The organism is Sphingobium sp. S6, from assembly GCF_905120495.1.
Taxonomy (GTDB): Bacteria; Pseudomonadota; Alphaproteobacteria; order Sphingomonadales; family Sphingomonadaceae; genus Sphingobium; species Sphingobium agri.
Window position 1 is genome coordinate 521,058 of the sequence record NZ_CAJHOG010000002.1, and the last position, 20,302, is coordinate 541,359.

Consider the following 20,302-nt stretch of genomic DNA (forward strand, 5'->3'; position numbering starts at 1 on the left):
CGCTTACGCCTGTATGAGGCGCGCCCAGCTTGAGCTGGATCATGACAATAATCTGGAACTCTTCTAAAATGCCGACGACAATGCGCCGGACCAACGGCGACAAGCAACAGTGCACTTCATCAAAGCGCGGGCGCAAGGCGCTGCCGATAATTGAATATCCCACCCCGGCTTTCACAGAATGGGTTGATCCACCCACCTTTCGTGAAGCATTCGTTCTGCATCTGCGGCGCTTCTCAGAAAGCTATTATCAGCTTCACCGATGCATTATTCGCCCTGGGGACAAGCTGGATCGTGCAACGCTGCAATCCTGGACGGAGGGCCGCCGCACTCCCCAAAGCGCCACCAGCTTCGAAATTCTCGCGCGGATCGAGCAGCGCTACGGATTGCCTCCGGGCTATTTCAAGGCGAAGCTGCCCAATCCGGCGCGGGCGGCTTCTGGACTGATGGTGACGGGCATGTCCCGGGCCGAGCAGCGTCGGCTGGCCTGGCATCTGCCTGACGATTTCAATTCAAGGCCGCTGAAGGAACAGGCGAAGATCCTGGATTGGGTTCAGAACGTGGTGATTTCCGGTGCCACAGAATATCGCCGCTTCCAAGCGCAGGCCATGAAGCTGCGCTACGCCGTCCGCTTCCCCTCTCTGACGGGCAGGAAGATCAGGACGTCGCCGGAGCCTGAAGATTTGTCTGATCTCGATGATCAGGTCGACCATGTTGGGGTGGTGGATGCACCGCCCCGTCTTGTGGCGGAACTGAACGAGCTTGTTCGCTTCAAGACCGCCACGCTGACGGACATCGGTTTTCAGCGCATCGGCGTGTGGAACGAAGAAACCACTGCACAGAAGATCGAACATTTCGGCCTCATGTTTGGCGCCCTGGCGGCTTCACCCAGCGGGGAGGTGCAGGGTCATGGCGTTCCGCTCGGAAACATATCCTTCGCCATGCTCATATTTCCCCGGGTCTGGGACTGGTATGTCCAGTGGCGCGAGCGTCGGCGTGGCTTTTTCACCCGTTGGGAATGCGACATGCTGCGCAATGCCATGGCGCTCGTCCGCCAGGAAACAGGATGGCTGCGTCAGCATCCGGAGCTTGCTTCGCGCCTCGTGCCGATAGACGGTCTTGTATCGGTGGAGGATATCGAAGCTGCCCGTGCCGATTGGCCGGGGACATGCGATATTCTCCATGCACATGCAGGTGCCCGCGTGAAGGAAATCGACCGCGTGGCGCGGATCCACCGCGATCCCTTCGAGCCGATCCTGCCCATCCTCGAAGCTCCAAGTCCGGTCGCCGAGTATCTGAAGATCGCCGACGAGATACTGAAGTTGCGCCCGGATGGGCGGCGCTATCCGCGTGCGGCGGCGGAGACGGCCCGTTCCTACCTGCTCATTCGCCTGGGCCTTCACCTGGGCCTGCGGCAGAAAAACCTTCGGCAACTGCTGGTCTGTCCGCGCGGGAGTTTGCCGCGTACGGAACGCCAGCTTGAATCGCTGAAGCGGGGAGAGCTCCGCTGGAGCGAGCGCGATCAGGGATGGGAGGTTCTTGTTCCAGCGGTTGCGTTCAAGAACGCGCATTCATCATTCTTTGCCGGGAAGCCCTTCCGGCTTGTGCTGCCTGATCTGGGCGGTCTCTACGATCATATCGCCGCCTATATCGAGCGCCATCGTCTGGTCCTGCTGAACGGCGCGGATGACCCCGGCACCTTCTTCATCAAAACGGTCAAGAGGTCCAGCCGCGACGCATCATACAACCAGAACACTTTCTATGAGGCGTGGAGGCTCACGATCCAGCGCTACGGCGTCTTCAATCCCTACACGGAGCGACGGGCGATAAAGGGTCTGCTTCCGCATGGACCGCACAATGTGCGGGACGTTCTCGCCACCCACATCCTCAAGCATACCGGCTCCTATGAACAGGCAAGCTATGCCATTCAGGACACCCCGGAGATGGTAGCGAAACATTATGGGCGGTTCCTGCCGCAGGACAAAGCGGCGATGGCCGCCCGGATCCTCAACCAGGTCTGGGAAGCCGCTTGAGATCTCAAGAGGGGTGCGGCTTATTACCGCACCCTAATCCGTTCATGTGAAATATCCTGGAGGGAAGGGCGCCAATGGACGCGTGGTGCCGACTTTTGGGCGGCCTGCGCAGGCCCTTCTTCCTTCATTTTCCTGACATTCCACTTGCCTGACGTTCCAAGTCGAGCAATGTGGGCCTGCTTCCCGTGAAAGGCGGGAAGCGGGGCTTAGTAACCTCCTCTAGTCAGCTCGGTCACAGTTTTACTGGGGCCGGGTGGCATGCGCGCATGTCCAGCCGGCAACGGTAAAGGCGCATGCGCCTGTGACTAGCAGGTTACTAACATCCGGCTCTGGCCGTCGCCCCGAGAGGACATAGGTGCGACGACGAGGTGTAGAGCCAGGCCGTCGCCCACGGGGATGGAGGTGCGACGGGGGATGGACGCATTCGAAGAACTGGTAGCTGAGGTCCTGCGCGCTGACGGCTACTGGGTGCATCAGGGCTACAAGATCGATCTCGCCCCGGAGGACAAGCGCGCTCTGGGCAACCATTCCATGCCGCGCCCCGAAATCGACCTTGTCGCCTACAAGGCAGGAACAGGGGAACTACTGTCGCTGGAATGCAAGAGCTATTTCGACAGCGGGGGCGTCCATGCGCGCGACCTGCTTCCGGGCGGGCGGAATGCCCAACGCTACAAGATGTTCGTCAACGCGGACCTGCGCGAGATGGTGCTCCGGCGCCTTGCCGAACAGCTTGTGAAGAGCGGCACGGTCGCCGGCAATCCGACACCGAAGCTGGGCCTGATCTACGGCCATGCAACCGCTGCCAACACTAAGATCCTCGAAAGCCATTTCGAAGCGAATGGCTGGGGCCTTTATGGGCCTGAGTGGCTCCGCATCCAGCTCCAGCGGATGGCCCTCCGGTCCTACGACAACCAGATAGCCAGCGTGGTGGCAAAATTGCTGCTGCCGCGCAAGGAAACCATCATCCGGGAGGAAGCCGCATGAGAGCGCTCGTTGCCGCCACAGCGATCATCCTTGCCACCCCGGCAGCCGCCCAGACCGACGCACATGAACGCTGGAATGTAACAAGCGAGAGGACCCCTCTCACCGGATCGCGTTTCATGTCCGCAGGTATCGAATCGTCAAACCGACTCCTGAACATGCTGGGTTATCAGGCGCGGGCATCTTTGACTCTCCGCTGCAGCGAAGGCGCCCTTGCGGTCTATGTGAACTGGCCGCAGGTGGTCAGTCACGATGGCGAGAACTTTTTCGGGCAAACCAAGACGATGGTCATCTGGCGCATCGATGACCAGAAGCTCAAATCCAATCTCTGGGACATCGACACCACCGGTACTGCGGCCGGTGAATTCAAGAGCCGCAGCGCGCAGAAGCTGCTGGCCTCCTTCGCGGGAGCGAAAAAGCTGGTGGTCCGGATGGCTGGGCAGCAGGTACAGGACGCCGAGTTCGATCTTGGAGGCTTCGATGTCGTGGCACCCGAAATCGCCAGTGCGTGTGGGATGAAGCTGCAGGGTTGACGGAAGGGCGGTGCGGAAAATGGGATCGCACCGCCCTTCGAAATCTAATCTTCCTTCTTTGCTGAATGCGCGGCTTCCACCTGCTTGTGGAGTCCGGTCTTGCCGTACCTTGCAGAAAGGACCTTTCGATCCTTCTCGCCCCAGCGAGCCTTCAACTCAGGACCACAATGAGGGCATGACATGATCAGCGCCACTTCTTCTCGCCCATGGTGCTCAAGCTGTTTTCTATCGGCGGGGTCGATATCGTATGTCCTCTCGAAGACCGAGAATATCTTCTGCAAGGCAGCGTCTGCGCCGGCCTCTGTTTCGGCTCGCCTGTCGATCTCGGGCATGCCGCCATGCTTGTCTAGCAGTTCGAACAGCAGCTTAAGGTCACGAGGCTTCCCTGATCGGATGGTCTGATTGACGGTCTGCTGGATCGCCAGTTCGAACTTCGTCACATGCCTGCCATTCACCAGTACCAATTCGTCGCGCACCCTCGCCACGATCTCGGCTGAATTCTCCGTCTTGCGTCGACGCCCCTTGTTGCCCGAGACACCGGGAGGGAACTGGCTGTGCCTGGGCGGTTTGCCGTAGCCGACCTCATAATCATCAGTCTTCCGTGCCATGGCGAACCTCCTTGGCGAGATCGTTGAAGCTCCGACCGGACGCCGCTTCGGTCGCCTCCCTTCCTGTCCATTCCTGCCATCGGCGAACAGCCAGATCCACATAGAGGGGATCGAGATCCATGCCCCTGAAACGGCGGCCAGTGCGCTCCGCGGCAATCAATGTCGTCCCAGACCCCAGAAAGCAGTCGAACACGACCTCAGTGCTCAGGCTGCTGTCGATGATCGCTTCCGCAATCATCTCGACCGGCTTGGGGGTGGGGTGGTTGCCCAGCATGTCGCCCTCTCGCCCTTTCCGGCTCGAGGCGGCACAGGGCCACGACCACAGGTTCGATCGATCGCGACCGTGACGGCCAAGCTCGACATTGTTGCGATGGCGCGCACCGGGCATGGCGAACAGCAGAACCAGTTCGTGCTGCGAGCGGTAGAAGCTGCCCATGCCCGCTCGGTCCTTGGCCCAGACGCATAGGTTGATCAACTTTCCGAACACGGCCTCCGCCGCCTGCTGCAGCAGTCGCAGACTTCGCCAGTCTATGAAAAGATAGACAAGTGCCCCGGGGGCAAGGACCGTGGCCATCGCCCGGCAGAAGTTACCGAAGAAGTCCAGCAGCGCGTCATCGTCCATCTCTCCCGATGCCTGGACGAACTCCCGATGCCGGCCTTTCTTCGAGACAAAACCGTCTATCTTGCAGCCGAAAGGAGGGTCGCACAGGGCGACCGACACCGTGTCGCTACCCAGCAGCGCCTGGATTGCCTCGGAATCGGTTGCGTCGCCACAAAGCACCATATGGTCGCCGCACTTCCAGACCGTCCCCGGCCGAGATACCGGCAGCGGTTGAATGGCGGGGATCGTGTCTGCCTCTACCCCACCGGAAGCGGCGCCGATGATCCGGTCCAGTTCTGCCGGCGCAAAGCCGATCAGACCGGCGGAAAAATCCTCGACGAACTCCTCGAACTTGCGAAGCGCCGCCTCCATTGCCGCACCGTCCCAGCCGCCCAGCGTCTGAAGTTTGGTGATTGCGGTGCCCAGCATCAGTGATTCGGCACTGGAAAGGCCGGACTGCCTGATCACCCTGATCGTCTTGCGTCCCTGAAGGCGAGCCGCCTCGACGAATATCTCGCCAGACATCACGTGGTTTTCGTCATCGACCAGGACCGGGAGCACCCTGTCGCCATATCGCGCGACTATCGGCTTGGCGCGGTCCATATCCGCTTTACTGATTTTCCATGGATGGCCGGGGAATGCCCGGAGGTCATTCACCCGGATTTCAACCGCGGCGGAGAGATTGTCTCCCAGCCCCGGAATCTCGTTCAACTCTCCACAACGTAAACTCATATTGCCCTCCGTGATTCGATGGAGGACGCTTCATTGGAACGAGAAAAATGTACGGATAAAGCGAAAAGTCAGGGTGCGCGATTTTTCTTGGGCCGGCCTCGCTTCAGCGGGGTTTCCAAGCGAAATGCCAAGGGCGTCGGCAGGATATGCGGATGTGCCACTGGCGGCCCAACACCCAGATACTTAGGTGCCAGCAGTTCGTTGCGAATCTGGTGAAGTGCTACCCTGCGACGCTTCTTCGTCTGCGGCATGAGTGCGTTCACATCATCGTCCGGGACATATTCGCCCGAGGCCCGATCATATCTGTAGAAGGTCACCCCTGCTTCTGCCGCTGCCTGAAAAGTCCAGCCCTGATTGATCAGGTGGGTGGCGATAGCCAGCCGTTCAATCTTGAACGGGGCGGGCGGCCGCCCTTTTCCTCGTCTCTTGGTCCGTTTGTCATTGTCCTCCATCGCTCGCCTCCTTGCCCGTCGCGAGAGTTAAACCATGCCTTTCCGTGATTGGAAGCCCCCTCCCCTGCGGCTCCCATCGGATACGATTGCTGACAAACGGGCACAGCGCAGGGCAACCTCTAAGCGGAAAACACAGTTTGACTCGGCGGTTCAGCCTGCGCGAGTGATTTGCCATGCTGAAGGTTGATCACGCCGTCGTCATTGGTGGAGGGTTCAGCGGAACCCTGCTGGCGATCAACCTGCTGCGCCACGGGTCGCTCAGGGTCACGATCATCGAGAAGCGAGCGGATCGACTAGGGCGCGGCCTCGCCTATGGAGCGGCGCAGGAGGGACACATCCTCAACGTCCGGGCTGCGAACATGAGCGCGCTTCCCGACCAGCCAGGTCATTTCGTCGAGTGGCTGAAGAAGCAGGGGATGGGAGGCGAAGGCAGCTTCGCGATCAGGCGCGACTATGGCGCCTATCTGTGCGCCCTGCTGCAGGAGGTGAGCAGTCACGCGCAGGGAAGGCTCACCGCACTGACCGATGATGCCGTCGACCTGCTTCGGACCGAAGCCGGCGTTCGCGTGATGCTGCGGTCCGGCAGCCATGTGGATGCCGACGTCGCAGCGCTCGCCCCGGGCAATTTGCCGCCCCACGACATGGCTGCCTTCAGCGGGATAAACAGCAGCGCCTATGTCAACGACCCATGGGCGCAGGACGTGGCGGAGGGTTTGCAACCGGCCGACGAGATACTCCTGCTCGGGAGCGGACTTACTGCCGTAGACTGCGCGCTCAGTCTGGAGAATGCGGGTTTCCGAGGTCGCATAACGGCGCATTCCCGGCGGGGGCTGGCGCCTCATGATCATCGCGCGCCCTCGCCCTATCCCCCGCGCAACGAACGGCCAACGGGCAGCCTCTCCAGCTTCGTGCGACAGGTAAGGACTCGCAGCACAGAAATAGGCTGGCGCGGCGCGGTCGACGAACTGCGCCCCTTCATTCAAGACATGTGGCGGGCCGCAACCACGGACGAGCGGAGCCGATTCCTGCGCCACCTGCGCCCCTATTGGGACGTGCATCGCCATCGCATCGCGCCGCAGGTCGCAGAGCGACTTGGCCGCATGCGAGCGGATGGCCGGCTGCAGGTACGAGCCGGAACGATAGTGAAGGTGGTGCCCGAAGGAGCGTCGCTCGTCGTCTCACTGCGCGCTCGCGGGCAGACAAAGGTCGAAGCGCTACATGTCGCGCGGGCCATCAACTGCACGGGTCCGCTGGGAGATTTGCACCGGACGCGTGAACCGCTGCTGCAGCGCTTGGCGGAACGAGGCGATATCCGGCCCGATCCGCTTTCCATCGGCATCGATGTGGACCGCCAGTGCCGCGCCATCGCCAGCGACGGCACCGCGCAACCACGCCTGTTCGTTGTTGGTCCCATGACGCGCGGCGCGCATTGGGAGATCGTCGCGGTTCCCGACATCCGCGGGCAGGTCTGGGCGCTCGCGCGCGAGATCACCGGCGCGCACTGGGTCGAAGCGGAAGGGCTGTAGCCAGCATCCAAAAGCGAACAGTCGAACCTGTTGCTGACATAGCAGCAGCGTCTTCGCCGGGTGTGCAATTTCAACCAACGCATCGGCCGGACGTTGATAAAAGCACGTAAAAACAGTCATTTAAGAAAATGGCACAGCATTTGCGACGGATTCCCCCGTCCGATCCGCGCAACGCGGACTTGTTTCAACAAATGGGGGAACCTCCTTGTCCAGACCTGTCCACTCGTCCCGAACCCGTCGTATAGTGGGCGCCAGCGCCTTCGCCCTGTTGGCAGCAGGGCAGATACCGGCCGCTATCGCCAGCGAAACCACCGCGCCTGCGGACAGCGCCATACCGGCTGATGCTGCCGATGCCGATTCCGGCGCGGGTATCGTCGTGACCGCCCAGCGTCGGGAAGAGCGTCTGCAGGATGTGCCAGTTGCTGTCACCGCCTTTGACAAGGACCTCTTTTCGGTGGGCGGCCTCGGCCGATCTGCGAACGAAGTGCTGAACTATGTCCCCAATGCGTCTGCCGGCACGCAGCAGCATGGCCGCCCACGCTGGTGGATCCGTGGTGTCGGTGCGGGGCAGCAACAACTCGACCTCGCCAATCCGGTCGGCTTCTACCTCGACGATGTCTATATCAGCAACTCCAGCGCCACTGGCCTGCCGCTGTTCGACCTGGAGCGCGTGGAAGTGTTGCGCGGGCCTCAGGGCACGCTCTGGGGCAAGAACACGACCGGTGGCGCGATCAACGTCATTTCCAAGCGTCCGTCGCTCAATGGTCAGGACGACAGCTATGTGAAGCTGGAATATGGCAGTTACGACAACAAGATCGGCGAGGGCGGCCTAGGTACGACTTTGGTCGATGACAAGCTGGCGGCGCGCGTGTCGTTCCGCTTTGACGACCGCGGTGGACGCTTCGATAATCTCTACACCGGCGACAAGTCGAACGAGATCAAGGACAATGTGCTCCGGGGTCAGCTGCTCGCCAAGCCGACCGATAATCTGCAGGCGCTGCTGAGCGTTCATTATCGGGACTATGACACCAACGGCACCTATTGGACGACCGCCAGCTACCTGCCCAGCGGCGTGGTCCGCAACGGCTATGCGCCGTCAACCGACATCAACGACATCAGCACCAATGCGCCTGAATATAGCCGCAACAAGCAGTTCGGCGGGTCGCTGCATGTGGACTGGGACCTAGGTCCGGCGGCGCTGACGTGGATCGCTGGCTATGAACGGTTCAAGACGCGCGGCGCGGGCGACACCGACTATACGCCGCTGGAGATTTCGCGCAGCTTCACAGAGGCGCGGACAAGCCAATGGACGCAGGAATTGCGGTTGGCCTCCACCGGGGAGAGCCGGCTAAGCTGGATCGTGGGCGCCTTCTATTTCAACGAGAAGATCCGTTCCAACGCCTTCTCTGCGACGCTGCCGCAGAGTACCGTTCCAGCGCAGGCGGTCGTCCCGGCTCCCGCCGCCGCCTTCAGCAACACGGGGTACAACCACAAGGCTGAAAGCGGCGCGGTTTTCGGAAACACGACTTTCCGCTTCACCGACGCGCTCAAGCTGACATTGGGCGGCCGCTGGACGCGCGAGACGAAAACGCTGGACCTGGTTCGTCGTGCGTCGCAGGCGTCCACTGTACCAGGCGCAGTGACCAGCTGGAGTAACCACGCACAATGGTGGAACAGCTACACCGGCACCTATGGAGCGATCGCGCCCGTCGGCAGCAATTTCGTCGGCAATCTGAAGCGCACCTGGGATGCATTCACCTATGATGTGACCCCGTCCTGGAACATCGATCGCAACAATCTGGTCTATGCGAAATTCTCGCACGGCGTGAAGTCGGGCGGTTTCAATACTGCCGCGACATTGGCGGTGGCGCTGACAGCTGTCGAACCGGAAAAGCTCGACGCCTATGAGATCGGCTACAAGTCGAGCTGGTTCGACGGGCTACTCACCTTCAACGCTACCGCCTTCCATTATGACTACAAGAATGTGCAGGTGAATGTCGTTGGCCCGAACCCGGGCGCGGTGGGCGGCGCGACGGTCTCCTACCTGCAAAATGCGGCGAAGGCGAAGGTCGACGGCGCGGAATTCGAGCTTGGCCTGACGCCTGCGGAAGGGTTGAAGTTCAACGCCGCGCTGGGTCTGCTGGATACGGAATATACGAAGTTCATTGTCCAGAACAGCACAACGAGCCTTGCCGGCAACCGCTTCGTGCGGTCTCCCAAGGTCACCCTTAATGTCGGTGCTTCCTACAAGTTCGGCCTGGCCGATCTCGGGTCGCTCGAACTGGCGGCGGATGCGCGTTATCAGTCGCGCCAATTCTACTATGTGACGCCGCAGGACCCGGTGAATCGCTCCTATCTTCAGCAGAAGCCGTTCACTGTTACCAATCTGCGCGCCACATACACGACGCCGAACGAGAAGCTGAGCGTCACGGGCTTCATCAACAATCTGTTCGACGTTCGCTACCTCAACCACTCGCTGCCGGCGGCCAACGCGGCGCAGAACATCACCGGAGACACGGTGGCCTGGGCCGACCCGCGCACAGCGGGGATGGCTGCGCTGTTCCGTTTCTGAAGACGGAGGCCGGGCGATCCCCGGCCTCCTAACGTGAAAGGGGCCCGGGGAGGATTTCCCGACGCCCCTTTTTTTACCTGACGAAGGGTGGATTACTCTGCCGCCGCCAGCAATGCGGGTGCCTGACGGCCGAGCAGCGGCAGCACCTCTTCTCCAACACGATAGGCTTCTTCCAGATGCGGCGTGCCTGCGAGGATGAAGGCGTCGGTGCCGCGCGCGATCAGGTCGTCGAGCCGCGCCGCGCACTGCTCATAGCTGCCGACGATGCCGAGCGCCGGTCCGCCACGCAACAGGTTGAAGCCACCCCACAAGTTAGGCGCAGCGATCAACTCATCATAGCGTCGGGCTTCGGTGGGCCTGAGAGCCGCCTGTCGGGCCGCGCCCACCGAGTCCGTCGCCTGCCCGCGCCAGCGCTGGCGGGTCTCGTCACTCACGTTTTTGAAGCCCTTTTCGATATCGGCCCAAGCCTCCTCTTCGGTAGCGCGGGCCACCAGATCGACGCGCACCGCGCATTTCTGCTCGCCGCCAAGCGCTGCTGTGCGCTCCTTCACTCGCGCAAATTTGTCGCCCAGTTGGTCGAACGGTTCGAGCCAGGAGAGATAGTAATCGGCATGCTTTGCCGCCGTCTGGAGTGCGGCATCGGAGGAGCCGGAGAACCAGATTTCGGGGAACTCCTCGCCTTGAAGGACCGGCGCCAACCCGCCGTCGCGCAGCTGGTAGAAGTTCCCGTCATAGGAGAAGTCGGATGATTCCCAGACGCCCTTGAAGATGTCGAGAAATTCGCTGGTACGACCGTAGCGGTCATCATGAGCGAAGCTGTCGCCCCACCAGAGCTGGGCCGGGCCGCCACCTCCGGTAATGATGTTGAACAGCAGCCGCCCGCCCGTCGCCCGCTGCAGGCTCGCAGCCATGCGCGCTGTATGAAACGGATTGCCGAACCCCGGTTGGAAGGCGATCATGAAGCGGAAGCTCTTCGTCTCGCGCGCAAGGAGGGAGGAAATGACCCACGGATCATCGGTGTTCGGAAAAGACGGGATCAGCCCGCCTTGAAAGCCGACGCTCTCCGCCGCCTGCGCGATCGCCGCGAGATGATCGATATAGGTGAAGCCGTCGGGCTCACCCGCACGATCGAGGCCGGGCGCGATATTACCGGACTTGAGCGGCGACCAGTCACCCCGTTCATAGCCGCTAGTCTGGATGCTGTTGTGGCAGCCATGGGTTGGCAGGCGCCAGTAGAAGTCGATGGACATGGGGTGGTCTCCTTCAGGCGGCCGCGCGCGCTGCGCCTGTCAGCGCGCGCAGGCGGGGCAGAAGATGCTGGCCGATGCGATAGGCTTCCTCCAGCGAAGGCCCGGCTTCCAGCACCAGTTCGCTGATACCGGTATGAACGATCGCGGCGAGTTGTTCGGCCGCCTCGTCATAGCTGGCGACGAGCGTACCAGGCGTGAGATCGCGGCCTTCTGCATCGCGCTCGGCACTCACCTTGTCCTCACGGACCAGCAGCGGCTGGATAATGCCTGCGCCGATCCGGCCACCCGCCAGCGCCTGAAGCCGCGCGACGCCATGGGCAAGCGCGTCAGCGGGAGCGGGTTGGAAGAGATGGACGTCTGCATGACGCGCCGAAAGCGCCAGCGCCTGCTCGCCCTCTCCTTGCAGGAATATGCGCGGGAAAGGCACGCGGTTGAGCGGAGCGTCGAAGCCGCCATTCGCCACCTCGAAATATGTGCCCTTGTAACTGAAGGGGCGCTGTTCATGCACGCCGCGGGCGACGGTCAGAAATTCATCGAGCCGCTGCTCCAGATCAGCTTCGCCCACAAAGTCGGCCTCCGCCTCGCGGGCTGCCGATTTGGCGTCGGGCGCGATCGCCCAGCCGAGCCGACCGGGGGTGGAACGCTGGAAGGTCGTCGCCTGCTTGGCCGCATAGACCGCCGATCCCACCGAAGCGGGAAATTCCGGTACGACGGTCAGACGCGGAACCGCGCGAGCCACGATGGCGGCGATGATGCGGCTTTCGTCGGCCTCAATGCGGTGGCGCACGAACAAACCATCAAAGCTGGTCTGCGCAGCAGCCTGAGCGACCTGGAGATAATAGTCGAAGCGGTTCTGGTGGCTCACGCGACGGTCGCGGGCGAGCGCAGGCAAAGGCTGCCAGTTGCGCGGTTCCGAGCGCTGCGGGTCGGCGGCAGGATCGAGCCGCCAATAGATGTTCAGTGTCACGCGGCGTCCCTTTCCTCTGCGAACGCCGGGCTGTCGAGCGTTCCGGCGAAGACGGTTTCGTCGAGCGGGCGGCGGCCATTGGGCGCTTCGCTCCCATGAAATTCGGGGTCCAGCCCTTCAAGTTCCCCCTTGCGGCCAAGTGCGATGATGGCCTCGATCGAAAAATCCTGGGGGATGCTTAGGCGCTCACGCGCGGCCTCGCGATCGAAGCCCCCGATACCGTGCGTGTGCCAGCCCAGGAGCAGCGCCTGATGCGCGAAGTTCGCCCAGGCGGCGCCTGCGTCGAAACTGTGTGAACTGTTCGGAACCCGCTCGCCGCGCCGTTCCAGTTCGCGCGCGGACAGGATCAGGACCAGCGCGGATGCCTTCGACGCCCAGAGGCGGTTGCGCGGCATCAGCAGGCCAAGATAGGTTTCCCACCATGCGTCGCCCTGTCGCGTAAACAGGAAACGCCACGGCTGCGCGTTTATGCCCGAAGGCGCCCATCGCGCCGCTTCAAAGGCGGTGCGCAGCACGGTGTCCGGCACAGCTTCGCCGGTGAAGCTGCGCGGCGACCAGCGGTTGGTGAAAAGGGGGTCGATCGGGTGATCTGCAATACGGCTCATCAGCGGGCCTCTCTGCTGGGCAGGTGGACAAGATTATCGGCGGTTTGGGCCGCATCCGCGCCGGATGTGAGTTCAGCTAAGATCTCATCCTTCAGCCGGTGCAGCAGCGGCGCGCGGCGATCACGCGGATGGGGCAGGTCAACCTCTACAATACGGCGGATGCGGCCGGGATTGGGCGACATCACGATGACCCGGTCGCCCAGATACAGCGCCTCCTCCACATCATGCGTCACCATCACCATGGTCGAGCGCTGCGCCATCCAGATGCGTTGCAGTTCGTTCTGCACATGAACGCGGGTCAGCGCGTCGAGCGCGCCCAGCGGCTCGTCCAGCAGCAGCAACTTGGGCTCGGTCACCAGTGCGCGAGCGATGGCGGCGCGCTGCGCCATGCCGCCCGAGAGTTGATGCGGATAGGCTTTCTCGAAGCCCTTGAGGTTCACCAGGGCGATATGATCGGCGACGATCTGCGCCCGGCGCGACTTGGGCGTTTCGGTGTTGAGCAGCGCCAGTTCGACATTCTGCTCCAGCGTCATCCACGGGAAAAGCCGGTGGTCCTGGAACACAATGCCGCGATCGAGACTGGTGGTGGCGATGCGGTCGCCGTCGAGCCGCAACTCGCCGCTATAGTCGGTGTCGAGTCCGGCGATCAGGCGCAGCAGCGTGGACTTCCCGCAACCCGATGCGCCAACGATGCTGACGAATTCGCCGGGACGGACGTCGAGATTGATGTTGTCGAGGATCTTGCGCGCTTGGCCGCCGATGTCGAAGCTCTTATCGAGGCCGCTGACAGTCAGCGCGCCTCGGCTGGAGGCGGCGGGGGCACGCTCTTCGCGGGCATGGGGATGGGGGCTCATGCCGTTTCTCCGGATCATGACTGGGATGGTTGCCAACGCAGCAGAGACTGGCGCAGGCGGCGGAATAATTGGTTGATAAGGAAGCCCAGAACGGCGGTGACGCTGATCACCACGAGCATGATGTCGAGCCGCTGTTGCACCTGCGCAGTCTGCATTGCCACGCCGAGGCCGGAGCCTGCGCCGGTGAGCAGTTCTGATCCGATGGTGGAAATCCAGGCAAAGGCGAGCGCCTGCGTGATGCCGGTCAGCACCAGCGGCATGGCGGCGGGCAGCAGGATGAAGCGGATGCGCTGTAGCGTGGTAAAGCGGTAGATGCCGCCCACTTCCAGATAGCGTCGCTCGACCTGTGCCACGCCCGCATGGCTGTTCAGCATCGACGGGAAGAAGGCGGACATGGCCACGACGATCAGCTCCGTCCCCTCGCCCACTCCAAACCACAGGCCGATGAGCGGCAGCCAGCCGATCATCGGCACCTGCCGCAGCGCGTGGAGCAGCGGTCCCAGCAGCCGATCGACCGGCTTCCAGATGCCCATGGCGATACCAGCGGCTACGCCCGGAGGAGCGCCAATGGCTAGGCCGGTGAACGCGCGTTGAAGCGTCGCCAGCGTGTCGCGCGCGAGATCGCCGTTGCGCATCAGTTCGGCGAGGGCGGCTGCAATGGCGGCTGGCGGCGTGGAAGTCGCGTTGCCGGCGCTCGCTTGCCACAGCAGAATGAGGAACAGCGGAGCTACAAGACCGATGGTGAGCCGGACCGGCCAACGGGAAAGTTGGGCGCTCATGCGGTCCTCCAGCGGCTGGCCCGACTTTCGACCCAGCGCGCGCCGCGATCGAGCAGAAAGCCGATAAGGCCGCTGACCACGACGCCGGCCAGCACTACATCAATCTGGAATAGCTGCCGCCCCATCTCCATCATCTGGCCAATCCCGCTGTCGGCGGCGAGCAGTTCGGCCGCGACGAGCACGACCCAGGCGCGGGTGAGCGAAATACGCAGCCCTGTCAGAACGGCCGGCACGGTCGCGGGAAGCAGGATGCACCCGATCAGCTGATGCAGCTTCAAGCGATAGACTTTGGCAACGTCGAACCAGTTGCGCGGCACGCCCTTGATGCCGTCGAATGTTGCGAGCGCCATCGGAAAGAAGGCGGCGATCGCCACGACCGCGATCTTGAAAGGCTCGTCAATGCCGAGGAACATGACCATCAGCGGCACGAAGGCGATGACGGGCACCTGCCATATGGTGTGGAAGAGGGGCGAGAGCACAGCCTCGATCAGTCGCGACAAGGCAAGCGCCGCGCCGAATGCCATGCCCGCGCTCGCCCCGATCGCGAAGCCGACGAGCAGCCGGTAGAGGCTGTCGCCCACATGCCGCTGCAACTCACCCGACGCAGCCATGTCGATCAGCGCCTTGGCAACGCCGCTGGGCGGCACCAGCACCTGCGGCGGAAAGAGGACGCTGGCGCAGGCAAGCTGCCATAGGGCGAGCAGCAGCGCCGGGGCAATAAAGGCCGCCAGAGACACATGCTTCAGGCGAAATCCAGTGGGCGGGGTCGTGGCGAGAGGAAGGCTGGCCATCAGCTTCGCGCCTCATGCGCCCAGAACTGTTCCAGCTTCAGGTCCTTCAGCGCCTTGTCGACGAAGCGTTCGTCGATCAGCGCGTCGGCATCGACCTTGTTGCGGATCAGGCCGCGCTGCAACGCATAGTCGGCAACGGAGCGATAATGGGTGCGCACTGCAGGATTGAACACGGGCGAGAAGCGCTCACGCCATGGGATGCCGCTATTGGCGTAATCCTTGGCTACGATCCGCTCGGGCAGGGCGCCGCGCGCGGCGTTGTGGATGACTTCGGCCTTGTTCGCCTCATCCGACGACCAGGCGGCGGCGCGGACGAAGGCGTCCACCACCAGCTGCGTCAGTTCAGGATGCGCATCGACGAAATCCGCGCGGCCGAACAGTTCGGCACGCATCTTCCAGTCGGCCGGCGCATCCCTCGTCGACCAGATCACCCGGCCGATGCCCTTCTGTTCGACCAGCAACCCGTCGGACAGCAGGACGGCGGCATCCACGCTGCCGGACTCCAGCGCGGCTGGGGTGGCCGAGGGATTGATGTTGACGATCTTGAAGTCGCTGAGCTTCAGGCCGCTGCTGTCGACCAGCTTGGAGAAGGGCAGCTCCCACGGGCGCCCGCGATGCAGCGCGATCCGCTTGCCCCTGAGGTCCGAGATGCTTTTGGCCACCAGCCCCTTACGCACGACGATGTAGACGTCCTGCCCTTGGCCGACCGGCGCGACAACCTTCAACGGCACGCCGCCCGCGACCGCTATGGCAGCGGGAAAGTCGCCATAGGAGGCGAAGTCGATCCGCTTGCCCGAAAAACCTTCGTTGATGAGCGGTCCGCCAACGGCCGTCGAGACGGGGGTGAAGACAAGGTTCACCCCCTTCTTCGCCAGCTGATCCTTGAGCCAGCCTTGCTCGATTACCACGCCATTGAGGCCGTTGAACACCTGCTTGCCCTGATAGGGGTAAGCGATCGACGCAATGGTCAGGGTCTTGACCGCCTCGCCGCCTGTTGCTCCGCCCGATCCTCCACACCCGGTCAGCAGGGCGCCGCCCAGCGTGGCCAGGAGCAGCGCCAAGGCATGACGGCATCTGGAAAGGAAAGACGCGCTATATTGATAGGCCACTCTGCAAGGCTCCATGCTGCGAACCGGGTTTGACGAAAGGCCATGCATGTCGTGTGCCAAGCGGTCATTCGCGCGGTTCTGCGTGACTTCGGCGAAGCCATGGGCATCCTGCTGCTGATTTCGCCGCAGGAGCGGCCAGCCCACTGCGCGAAATGAAGCGGTCGTGGCCGTTCACGACTCGGTTCCGCCTGCCTGTGAACGGCTCTTCCATCTGGCACGCCCCTTGCGATGCCATTTGCCCTATGGTCAAATCGGGGCAATCCCCGCGTGGAGAAACGAGGATGTCGAACAGCGTCGCGCATAAGGACGGACCAGCCGGTCTGGACAGCATATGGGTGACCCGCTGCCCCGTACCCGCTGCGTCCGGCGTGGCCTGTGCCAAGGGCTGGATGACAGAGGCCTTTGGCCGGGACGGCATTACCGTCAAGCGCGTGCTGGAATTGGGCTTGAACCTGGTCGCCAGCGATCCCGAAAACCAGGCTCGCCACCTGTTCCGCGAGGGCGGCAATATCCAGGCGCTGGCAGCGCGCGCGCTGGGAACCCCGACGCGCGTCATCGGCCTCACATGGATCGATGAGAGGCAGGCCATCATGGTTCGACCCGACGTCGGCGTGCTTGATCCGGCCGATCTCAAAGGGCTGCGCTTCGCCCTGCCGGGCTATGGCCGCACGCGTGGCGAGAGCATCGCGCGCGGCATGGCGTTGCACGGGATCAAGAGCGCGCTGGCGCTGGGGGGGCTGACCTTGGATGACATCCAGATGACCGAAATTCCCGCTCCTCCCGTAGAACAGGCGAGCGTGGAGGGTATGAGGCGCCTGTGGCTTGGTCTTGAATGGCTCGCATCAGGACGTGTCGACGCGGTTTATGTGAAGGGTGCCGCCGGCGCCGAGGCGGCCCAGCGGCTGGGGCTGGAGATCGGCATTGACCTTGACGCCTATCCCAGCCGCCTCGCGCGCGTGAACAACGGCACACCACGACCCATCGTCGTCCACCAGCACATGATCGATCACCATCCCCAGCTGGTCGAGCGGTTCCTGGAACAGAGCCTGCGCGCGGCCGATTGGGCAGCCGCACATCCCGTTGAACTCAATGCGATCATCGCGCAGGAAACATTGTCCGGCATCGATGGCGTGGAAGCCGCTTATCGCAACAATTTCCATCGCGCACTCCATCCGGACCTGTCCGATGAGAGGGTAGAAATGTTGAAGATACAGGCGCGATTCCTGTGGCTGCATGGCTTTCTGGAACAACCGGTCGATGTTGAAGAATGGATCTGTTCAGAGCCGCTCACGGCCGTGCTGGAGCGCCGCGCGGAACGAGCTTGCTCGCTCTGAACATCCCGCTGATAGCTCAGCTAGTCGGCTGACTTTATTTTCTACTAAATTGGAAGACAATTGGCTGCTATCCATGCCACGCCGCAGATGGAGGAAGCATGAGGAACAGTTCGCACAGTCGGGTCGATGATCGCGCCGAGGTCGGCTTGGTTTCCGCCACTAATGGCGACGGTCGGCCCTTGCTCGCCTATGATTGCGACAAGCATCATGCCGTGGGGCCTCGTGCCCGCGCGCTGATCTTCAACGACCCGCGTTCGCGCGCGCTGCTGCCGCTGATCGAACGGATTGCGCCGAGCGACGCCAACGTACTGATCATGGGTGAAACGGGGACGGGCAAGGAACTGGTCGCGCGGTATGTCCACAGCCTCAGCAACCGGGCGCATACGCCTTTCGTCGCGGTCAATTGCGGAGCTTTTTCCGAATCGCTGATCGAAGGCGAGCTGTTCGGCTATGAAAAGGGCGCCTTCACGGGCGCCAATGTTGCACGCCCCGGCTGGTTCGAAGCGGCCAACGGCGGGACGCTGTTCCTGGACGAACTGGGTGACCTCTCGCTGCCGCTGCAAGTGAAGCTGCTGCGGGTGCTACAGGAGCGGGAAGTCGTTCGGCTCGGTTCGCGTAAGGCGGTGCCCCTGAACGTTCGCGTCATCGCGGCCACCAATGTCGAACTGCAACAGGCGGTCAATGAAGGGCGCTTTCGGTCCGATCTGTTCTATCGGCTTCAGGTCGTGTCGATACCGCTGCTGCCCTTGCGCGAACGGCGTGCCGACATCCTGCCGCTCGCCCGCCACTTCCTTGAGATATACGGCACGCGCGCTGGCGCCAACCGCCTGGAGTTGAGCGCCGCAGCGGAGGAAGCCCTGTTTCAGCATAGTTGGCCAGGCAATATCCGTGAACTGGAAAACGCCATTCACCGTGGCACGCTGATCTGCGAGGAAGGTCGCATCCAGCCTGCCGATCTCGGGCTCGGGGAAGTGGCGGGAACTGCGGAGTCGAGCGGTGATGGTAGTTCGCTGGAGGAAGCGGTGCGTCCGTTCATTGGACGGCTGCTGAAGGGCGAGCATGACCAGTTGCTCGACAGGCTGGTGGCCTTCACGGTGACCGAAGCATTCCGTCAGTGCGGTGAGAACCAGATCAAGACGGCCGAGGTGCTGGGCATCACGCGCAATGTGGTCCGGACCCATCTGAAGAATCTCGATCTGATCTGAAGGCGGACCTTCTCGTCATTCCGGTCAGGGCCGGGACGATACCACTCACGCTGCCGCTTTCTCGCTTTCTCGCTTTCTCGCTCTCTCGCTCTCTCGCTTTCGCATTGGCCCCCGCTGAAAATGCAACAGCGCCGCTGCTCAATAAGCCGCAGCCGCGCCACTCACTGACGACCCGGTTGTCCAGATTTCCGCCGTTTTCTGGGTTGGCACAGCTCTTGCTAACTCCTCTGAACAATCAATCGGAGACATGCGAGCCGTGCCAACCCAGCCCAACAGTACCGCCATAAAGGCCAGCCAGCCCGACGAAATCTGGTTCACCCGCTGCCCCGTACCAACCGCTACGGGCATCGCTTACAAGCTGGGCTGGCTGACCGAGAGTTTCGAGGCGGACGGCATCGCGCTCAAGACCTTGCAGGAGTCCCGATCGGAGCTAGGCCGCCACCATTATGACCATCGCCTGCCGACGCTGATCCGTGAGGGCGGCAACATGCTGGCGATCGCCGCGCGCGCGCAAGGCGAACCGACCAAGCTCATCGGCCTGACCTGGATCGAGGAAAGCCAGCTGATCCTCGCTCGCCCGGACTCCAGCATCCGTAGCGCCGCCGACCTCAAGGGCAAGCGGCTAGCCCTGCCCGGCTGGAGCCACAACGATATTCCTAGCCATGTGCGCGGCACCAGCATCGCACGTGGCATGTCCCTCGCCGGCTACAAGGGGGTTCTGGCTTCGGCCGGGCTCACGTTCGATGACGTGGACCTGATCGAAACGCCCGACCGGCTGCCCAACATAGGCGGCAGCGGGCGCGACTTGCTGCCGCGTGGGGAAGGCCGGCGCAGCGGCGTCGGGCGGCTCTGGCCGATCGAGGCGCTGGTGGAGGGCACAGTCGATGCTATCTACGTCAAGGGCGCGGCCGCGCTGGACCAAGCGCGCGAGAACGGGCTGGTGGTCGCCATCGACCTCGACGCGCTGCCCGACCCGCGCTTCCGCGTGAACAATGGCACGCCCCGCCCGATCACCGTGCATCAGAGCCTGATCGACGATCATTTCGACCTGCTGGTACGCTTCCTTGCTGTCACGCTACGCGCGGCGGACTGGGTGGCCGAGCAGCCCGATCGCCTGCGGGATATCCTGGCCTATGAAACGGATGGCAGCGCTGCGGCGGTCGACCAAGCCTATGCCAAGTTGCACGAAGGGCTTCATCCGACCCTCGACGAGGAGCGGCTAGTCCTGCTCGAGCAGCAGAAGAGATTCCTGTTCACCCACGGCTTCCTCGACGCGGATTTCGCGCTGTCCGACTGGATCGATCCTCGCCCGCTCGAAGCCGCCCGCGCCCTCAACGAACAGCGTCCAGCACCGGTCGCCATTCCCGCCTGAA

General features: G+C 62.7%; 18 protein-coding genes. 8 read left to right on the plus strand and 10 right to left on the minus strand.

Annotated elements, in window-relative coordinates; translation table 11 throughout:
* Positions 1-68: 68 nt before the first annotated feature.
* The 3 genes from SPHS8_RS09645 (at position 69) to SPHS8_RS09655 (ending at position 3,544) form a co-directional block, all read left to right on the plus strand.
* Positions 69-2,030, plus strand: a complete 1,962-nt coding sequence (locus SPHS8_RS09645; RefSeq protein WP_236575063.1) for a hypothetical protein — start codon at positions 69-71, stop codon at positions 2,028-2,030.
* Between the two features lie 414 nt (positions 2,031-2,444).
* Positions 2,445-3,014 (plus strand): hypothetical protein, encoded by a 570-nt coding sequence (locus SPHS8_RS09650; RefSeq protein WP_201515295.1) that lies wholly within the window; start codon positions 2,445-2,447, stop codon positions 3,012-3,014.
* A gap of 116 nt (positions 3,015-3,130) precedes the next feature.
* Positions 3,131-3,544 carry a hypothetical protein gene (locus SPHS8_RS09655; protein WP_201531035.1) on the plus strand — a complete coding sequence of 138 codons (414 nt, stop codon included), beginning with the start codon at positions 3,131-3,133 and terminating at the stop codon, positions 3,542-3,544.
* Between the two features lie 44 nt (positions 3,545-3,588).
* Here the strand turns inward: SPHS8_RS09655 and SPHS8_RS09660 are convergent, their stop codons facing one another.
* The 3 genes from SPHS8_RS09660 to SPHS8_RS09670 all read right to left on the minus strand — a co-directional run bounded on the left by SPHS8_RS09660 (position 3,589) and on the right by SPHS8_RS09670 (position 5,937).
* Positions 3,589-4,152, minus strand: a complete 564-nt coding sequence (locus SPHS8_RS09660; protein WP_201515297.1) for a DUF5681 domain-containing protein — start codon at positions 4,150-4,152, stop codon at positions 3,589-3,591.
* The gene (locus SPHS8_RS09665) at positions 4,136-5,485 is read right to left on the minus strand and encodes a DNA modification methylase (protein ID WP_201515298.1); all 1,350 of its coding nucleotides are present in this window, start codon (positions 5,483-5,485) and stop codon (positions 4,136-4,138) included. The genes SPHS8_RS09660 and SPHS8_RS09665 overlap by 17 nt, the downstream gene beginning before the upstream one ends.
* Before the next feature lie 68 nt (positions 5,486-5,553).
* On the minus strand, positions 5,554-5,937 hold the full coding sequence (locus SPHS8_RS09670; RefSeq protein WP_201515299.1) for a hypothetical protein: 384 nt from the start codon (positions 5,935-5,937) through the stop codon (positions 5,554-5,556).
* Between the two features lie 173 nt (positions 5,938-6,110).
* Between SPHS8_RS09670 and SPHS8_RS09675 the strand changes: the two genes are divergently transcribed.
* Together SPHS8_RS09675 and SPHS8_RS09680 are read left to right on the plus strand one after the other, a co-directional pair.
* Positions 6,111-7,463 carry an FAD/NAD(P)-binding protein gene (locus tag SPHS8_RS09675; protein ID WP_201515300.1) on the plus strand — a complete coding sequence of 451 codons (1,353 nt, stop codon included), beginning with the start codon at positions 6,111-6,113 and terminating at the stop codon, positions 7,461-7,463.
* Between the two features lie 244 nt (positions 7,464-7,707).
* Positions 7,708-10,035, plus strand: a complete 2,328-nt coding sequence (locus SPHS8_RS09680; protein ID WP_236575064.1) for a TonB-dependent receptor — start codon at positions 7,708-7,710, stop codon at positions 10,033-10,035.
* A 92-nt stretch (positions 10,036-10,127) separates the two neighbouring features.
* On the opposite strand, the gene SPHS8_RS09685 is transcribed toward SPHS8_RS09680, so the two are convergent.
* The 7 genes from SPHS8_RS09685 to SPHS8_RS09715 are packed head-to-tail and all read right to left on the minus strand — an operon-like array spanning position 10,128 to position 16,342.
* Positions 10,128-11,285, minus strand: a complete 1,158-nt coding sequence (locus SPHS8_RS09685; RefSeq protein WP_201515302.1) for an LLM class flavin-dependent oxidoreductase — start codon at positions 11,283-11,285, stop codon at positions 10,128-10,130.
* Positions 11,286-11,298: 13 nt separating this feature from the next.
* The gene (locus SPHS8_RS09690) at positions 11,299-12,252 is read right to left on the minus strand and encodes an LLM class flavin-dependent oxidoreductase (protein ID WP_201515303.1); all 954 of its coding nucleotides are present in this window, start codon (positions 12,250-12,252) and stop codon (positions 11,299-11,301) included.
* Positions 12,249-12,857 carry a nitroreductase family protein gene (locus SPHS8_RS09695; protein WP_201515304.1) on the minus strand — a complete coding sequence of 203 codons (609 nt, stop codon included), beginning with the start codon at positions 12,855-12,857 and terminating at the stop codon, positions 12,249-12,251. Before SPHS8_RS09695 ends, SPHS8_RS09690 begins: the two co-directional genes overlap by 4 nt.
* Positions 12,857-13,711, minus strand: coding sequence for an ABC transporter ATP-binding protein (locus tag SPHS8_RS09700; RefSeq protein ID WP_201515305.1), 855 nt, complete (start codon positions 13,709-13,711; stop codon positions 12,857-12,859). Before SPHS8_RS09700 ends, SPHS8_RS09695 begins: the two co-directional genes overlap by 1 nt.
* Positions 13,712-13,725: 14 nt before the next feature.
* Positions 13,726-14,490 carry an ABC transporter permease gene (locus tag SPHS8_RS09705; protein ID WP_236575065.1) on the minus strand — a complete coding sequence of 255 codons (765 nt, stop codon included), beginning with the start codon at positions 14,488-14,490 and terminating at the stop codon, positions 13,726-13,728.
* On the minus strand, positions 14,487-15,281 hold the full coding sequence (locus SPHS8_RS09710; protein ID WP_201515306.1) for an ABC transporter permease: 795 nt from the start codon (positions 15,279-15,281) through the stop codon (positions 14,487-14,489). The genes SPHS8_RS09705 and SPHS8_RS09710 overlap by 4 nt, the downstream gene beginning before the upstream one ends.
* A complete protein-coding gene (locus tag SPHS8_RS09715) occupies positions 15,281-16,342 on the minus strand; it encodes an ABC transporter substrate-binding protein (RefSeq protein ID WP_236575066.1) in 1,062 nt (353 codons plus the stop codon). Before SPHS8_RS09715 ends, SPHS8_RS09710 begins: the two co-directional genes overlap by 1 nt.
* A gap of 329 nt (positions 16,343-16,671) precedes the next feature.
* Here SPHS8_RS09715 and SPHS8_RS09720 point away from each other — a divergent pair, with 329 nt between their 5' ends.
* The 3 genes from SPHS8_RS09720 (at position 16,672) to SPHS8_RS09730 (ending at position 20,301) form a co-directional block, all read left to right on the plus strand.
* Positions 16,672-17,724: an ABC transporter substrate-binding protein gene (locus SPHS8_RS09720; RefSeq protein WP_201515307.1), complete on the plus strand. Its 1,053-nt coding sequence runs from the start codon at positions 16,672-16,674 to the stop codon at positions 17,722-17,724.
* Positions 17,725-17,822: 98 nt separating this feature from the next.
* A complete protein-coding gene (locus tag SPHS8_RS09725) occupies positions 17,823-18,929 on the plus strand; it encodes a sigma-54 interaction domain-containing protein (RefSeq protein WP_201515308.1) in 1,107 nt (368 codons plus the stop codon).
* Positions 18,930-19,176: 247 nt separating this feature from the next.
* Positions 19,177-20,301 carry an ABC transporter substrate-binding protein gene (locus SPHS8_RS09730; RefSeq protein ID WP_201515309.1) on the plus strand — a complete coding sequence of 375 codons (1,125 nt, stop codon included), beginning with the start codon at positions 19,177-19,179 and terminating at the stop codon, positions 20,299-20,301.
* Position 20,302: the final 1 nt, after the last annotated feature.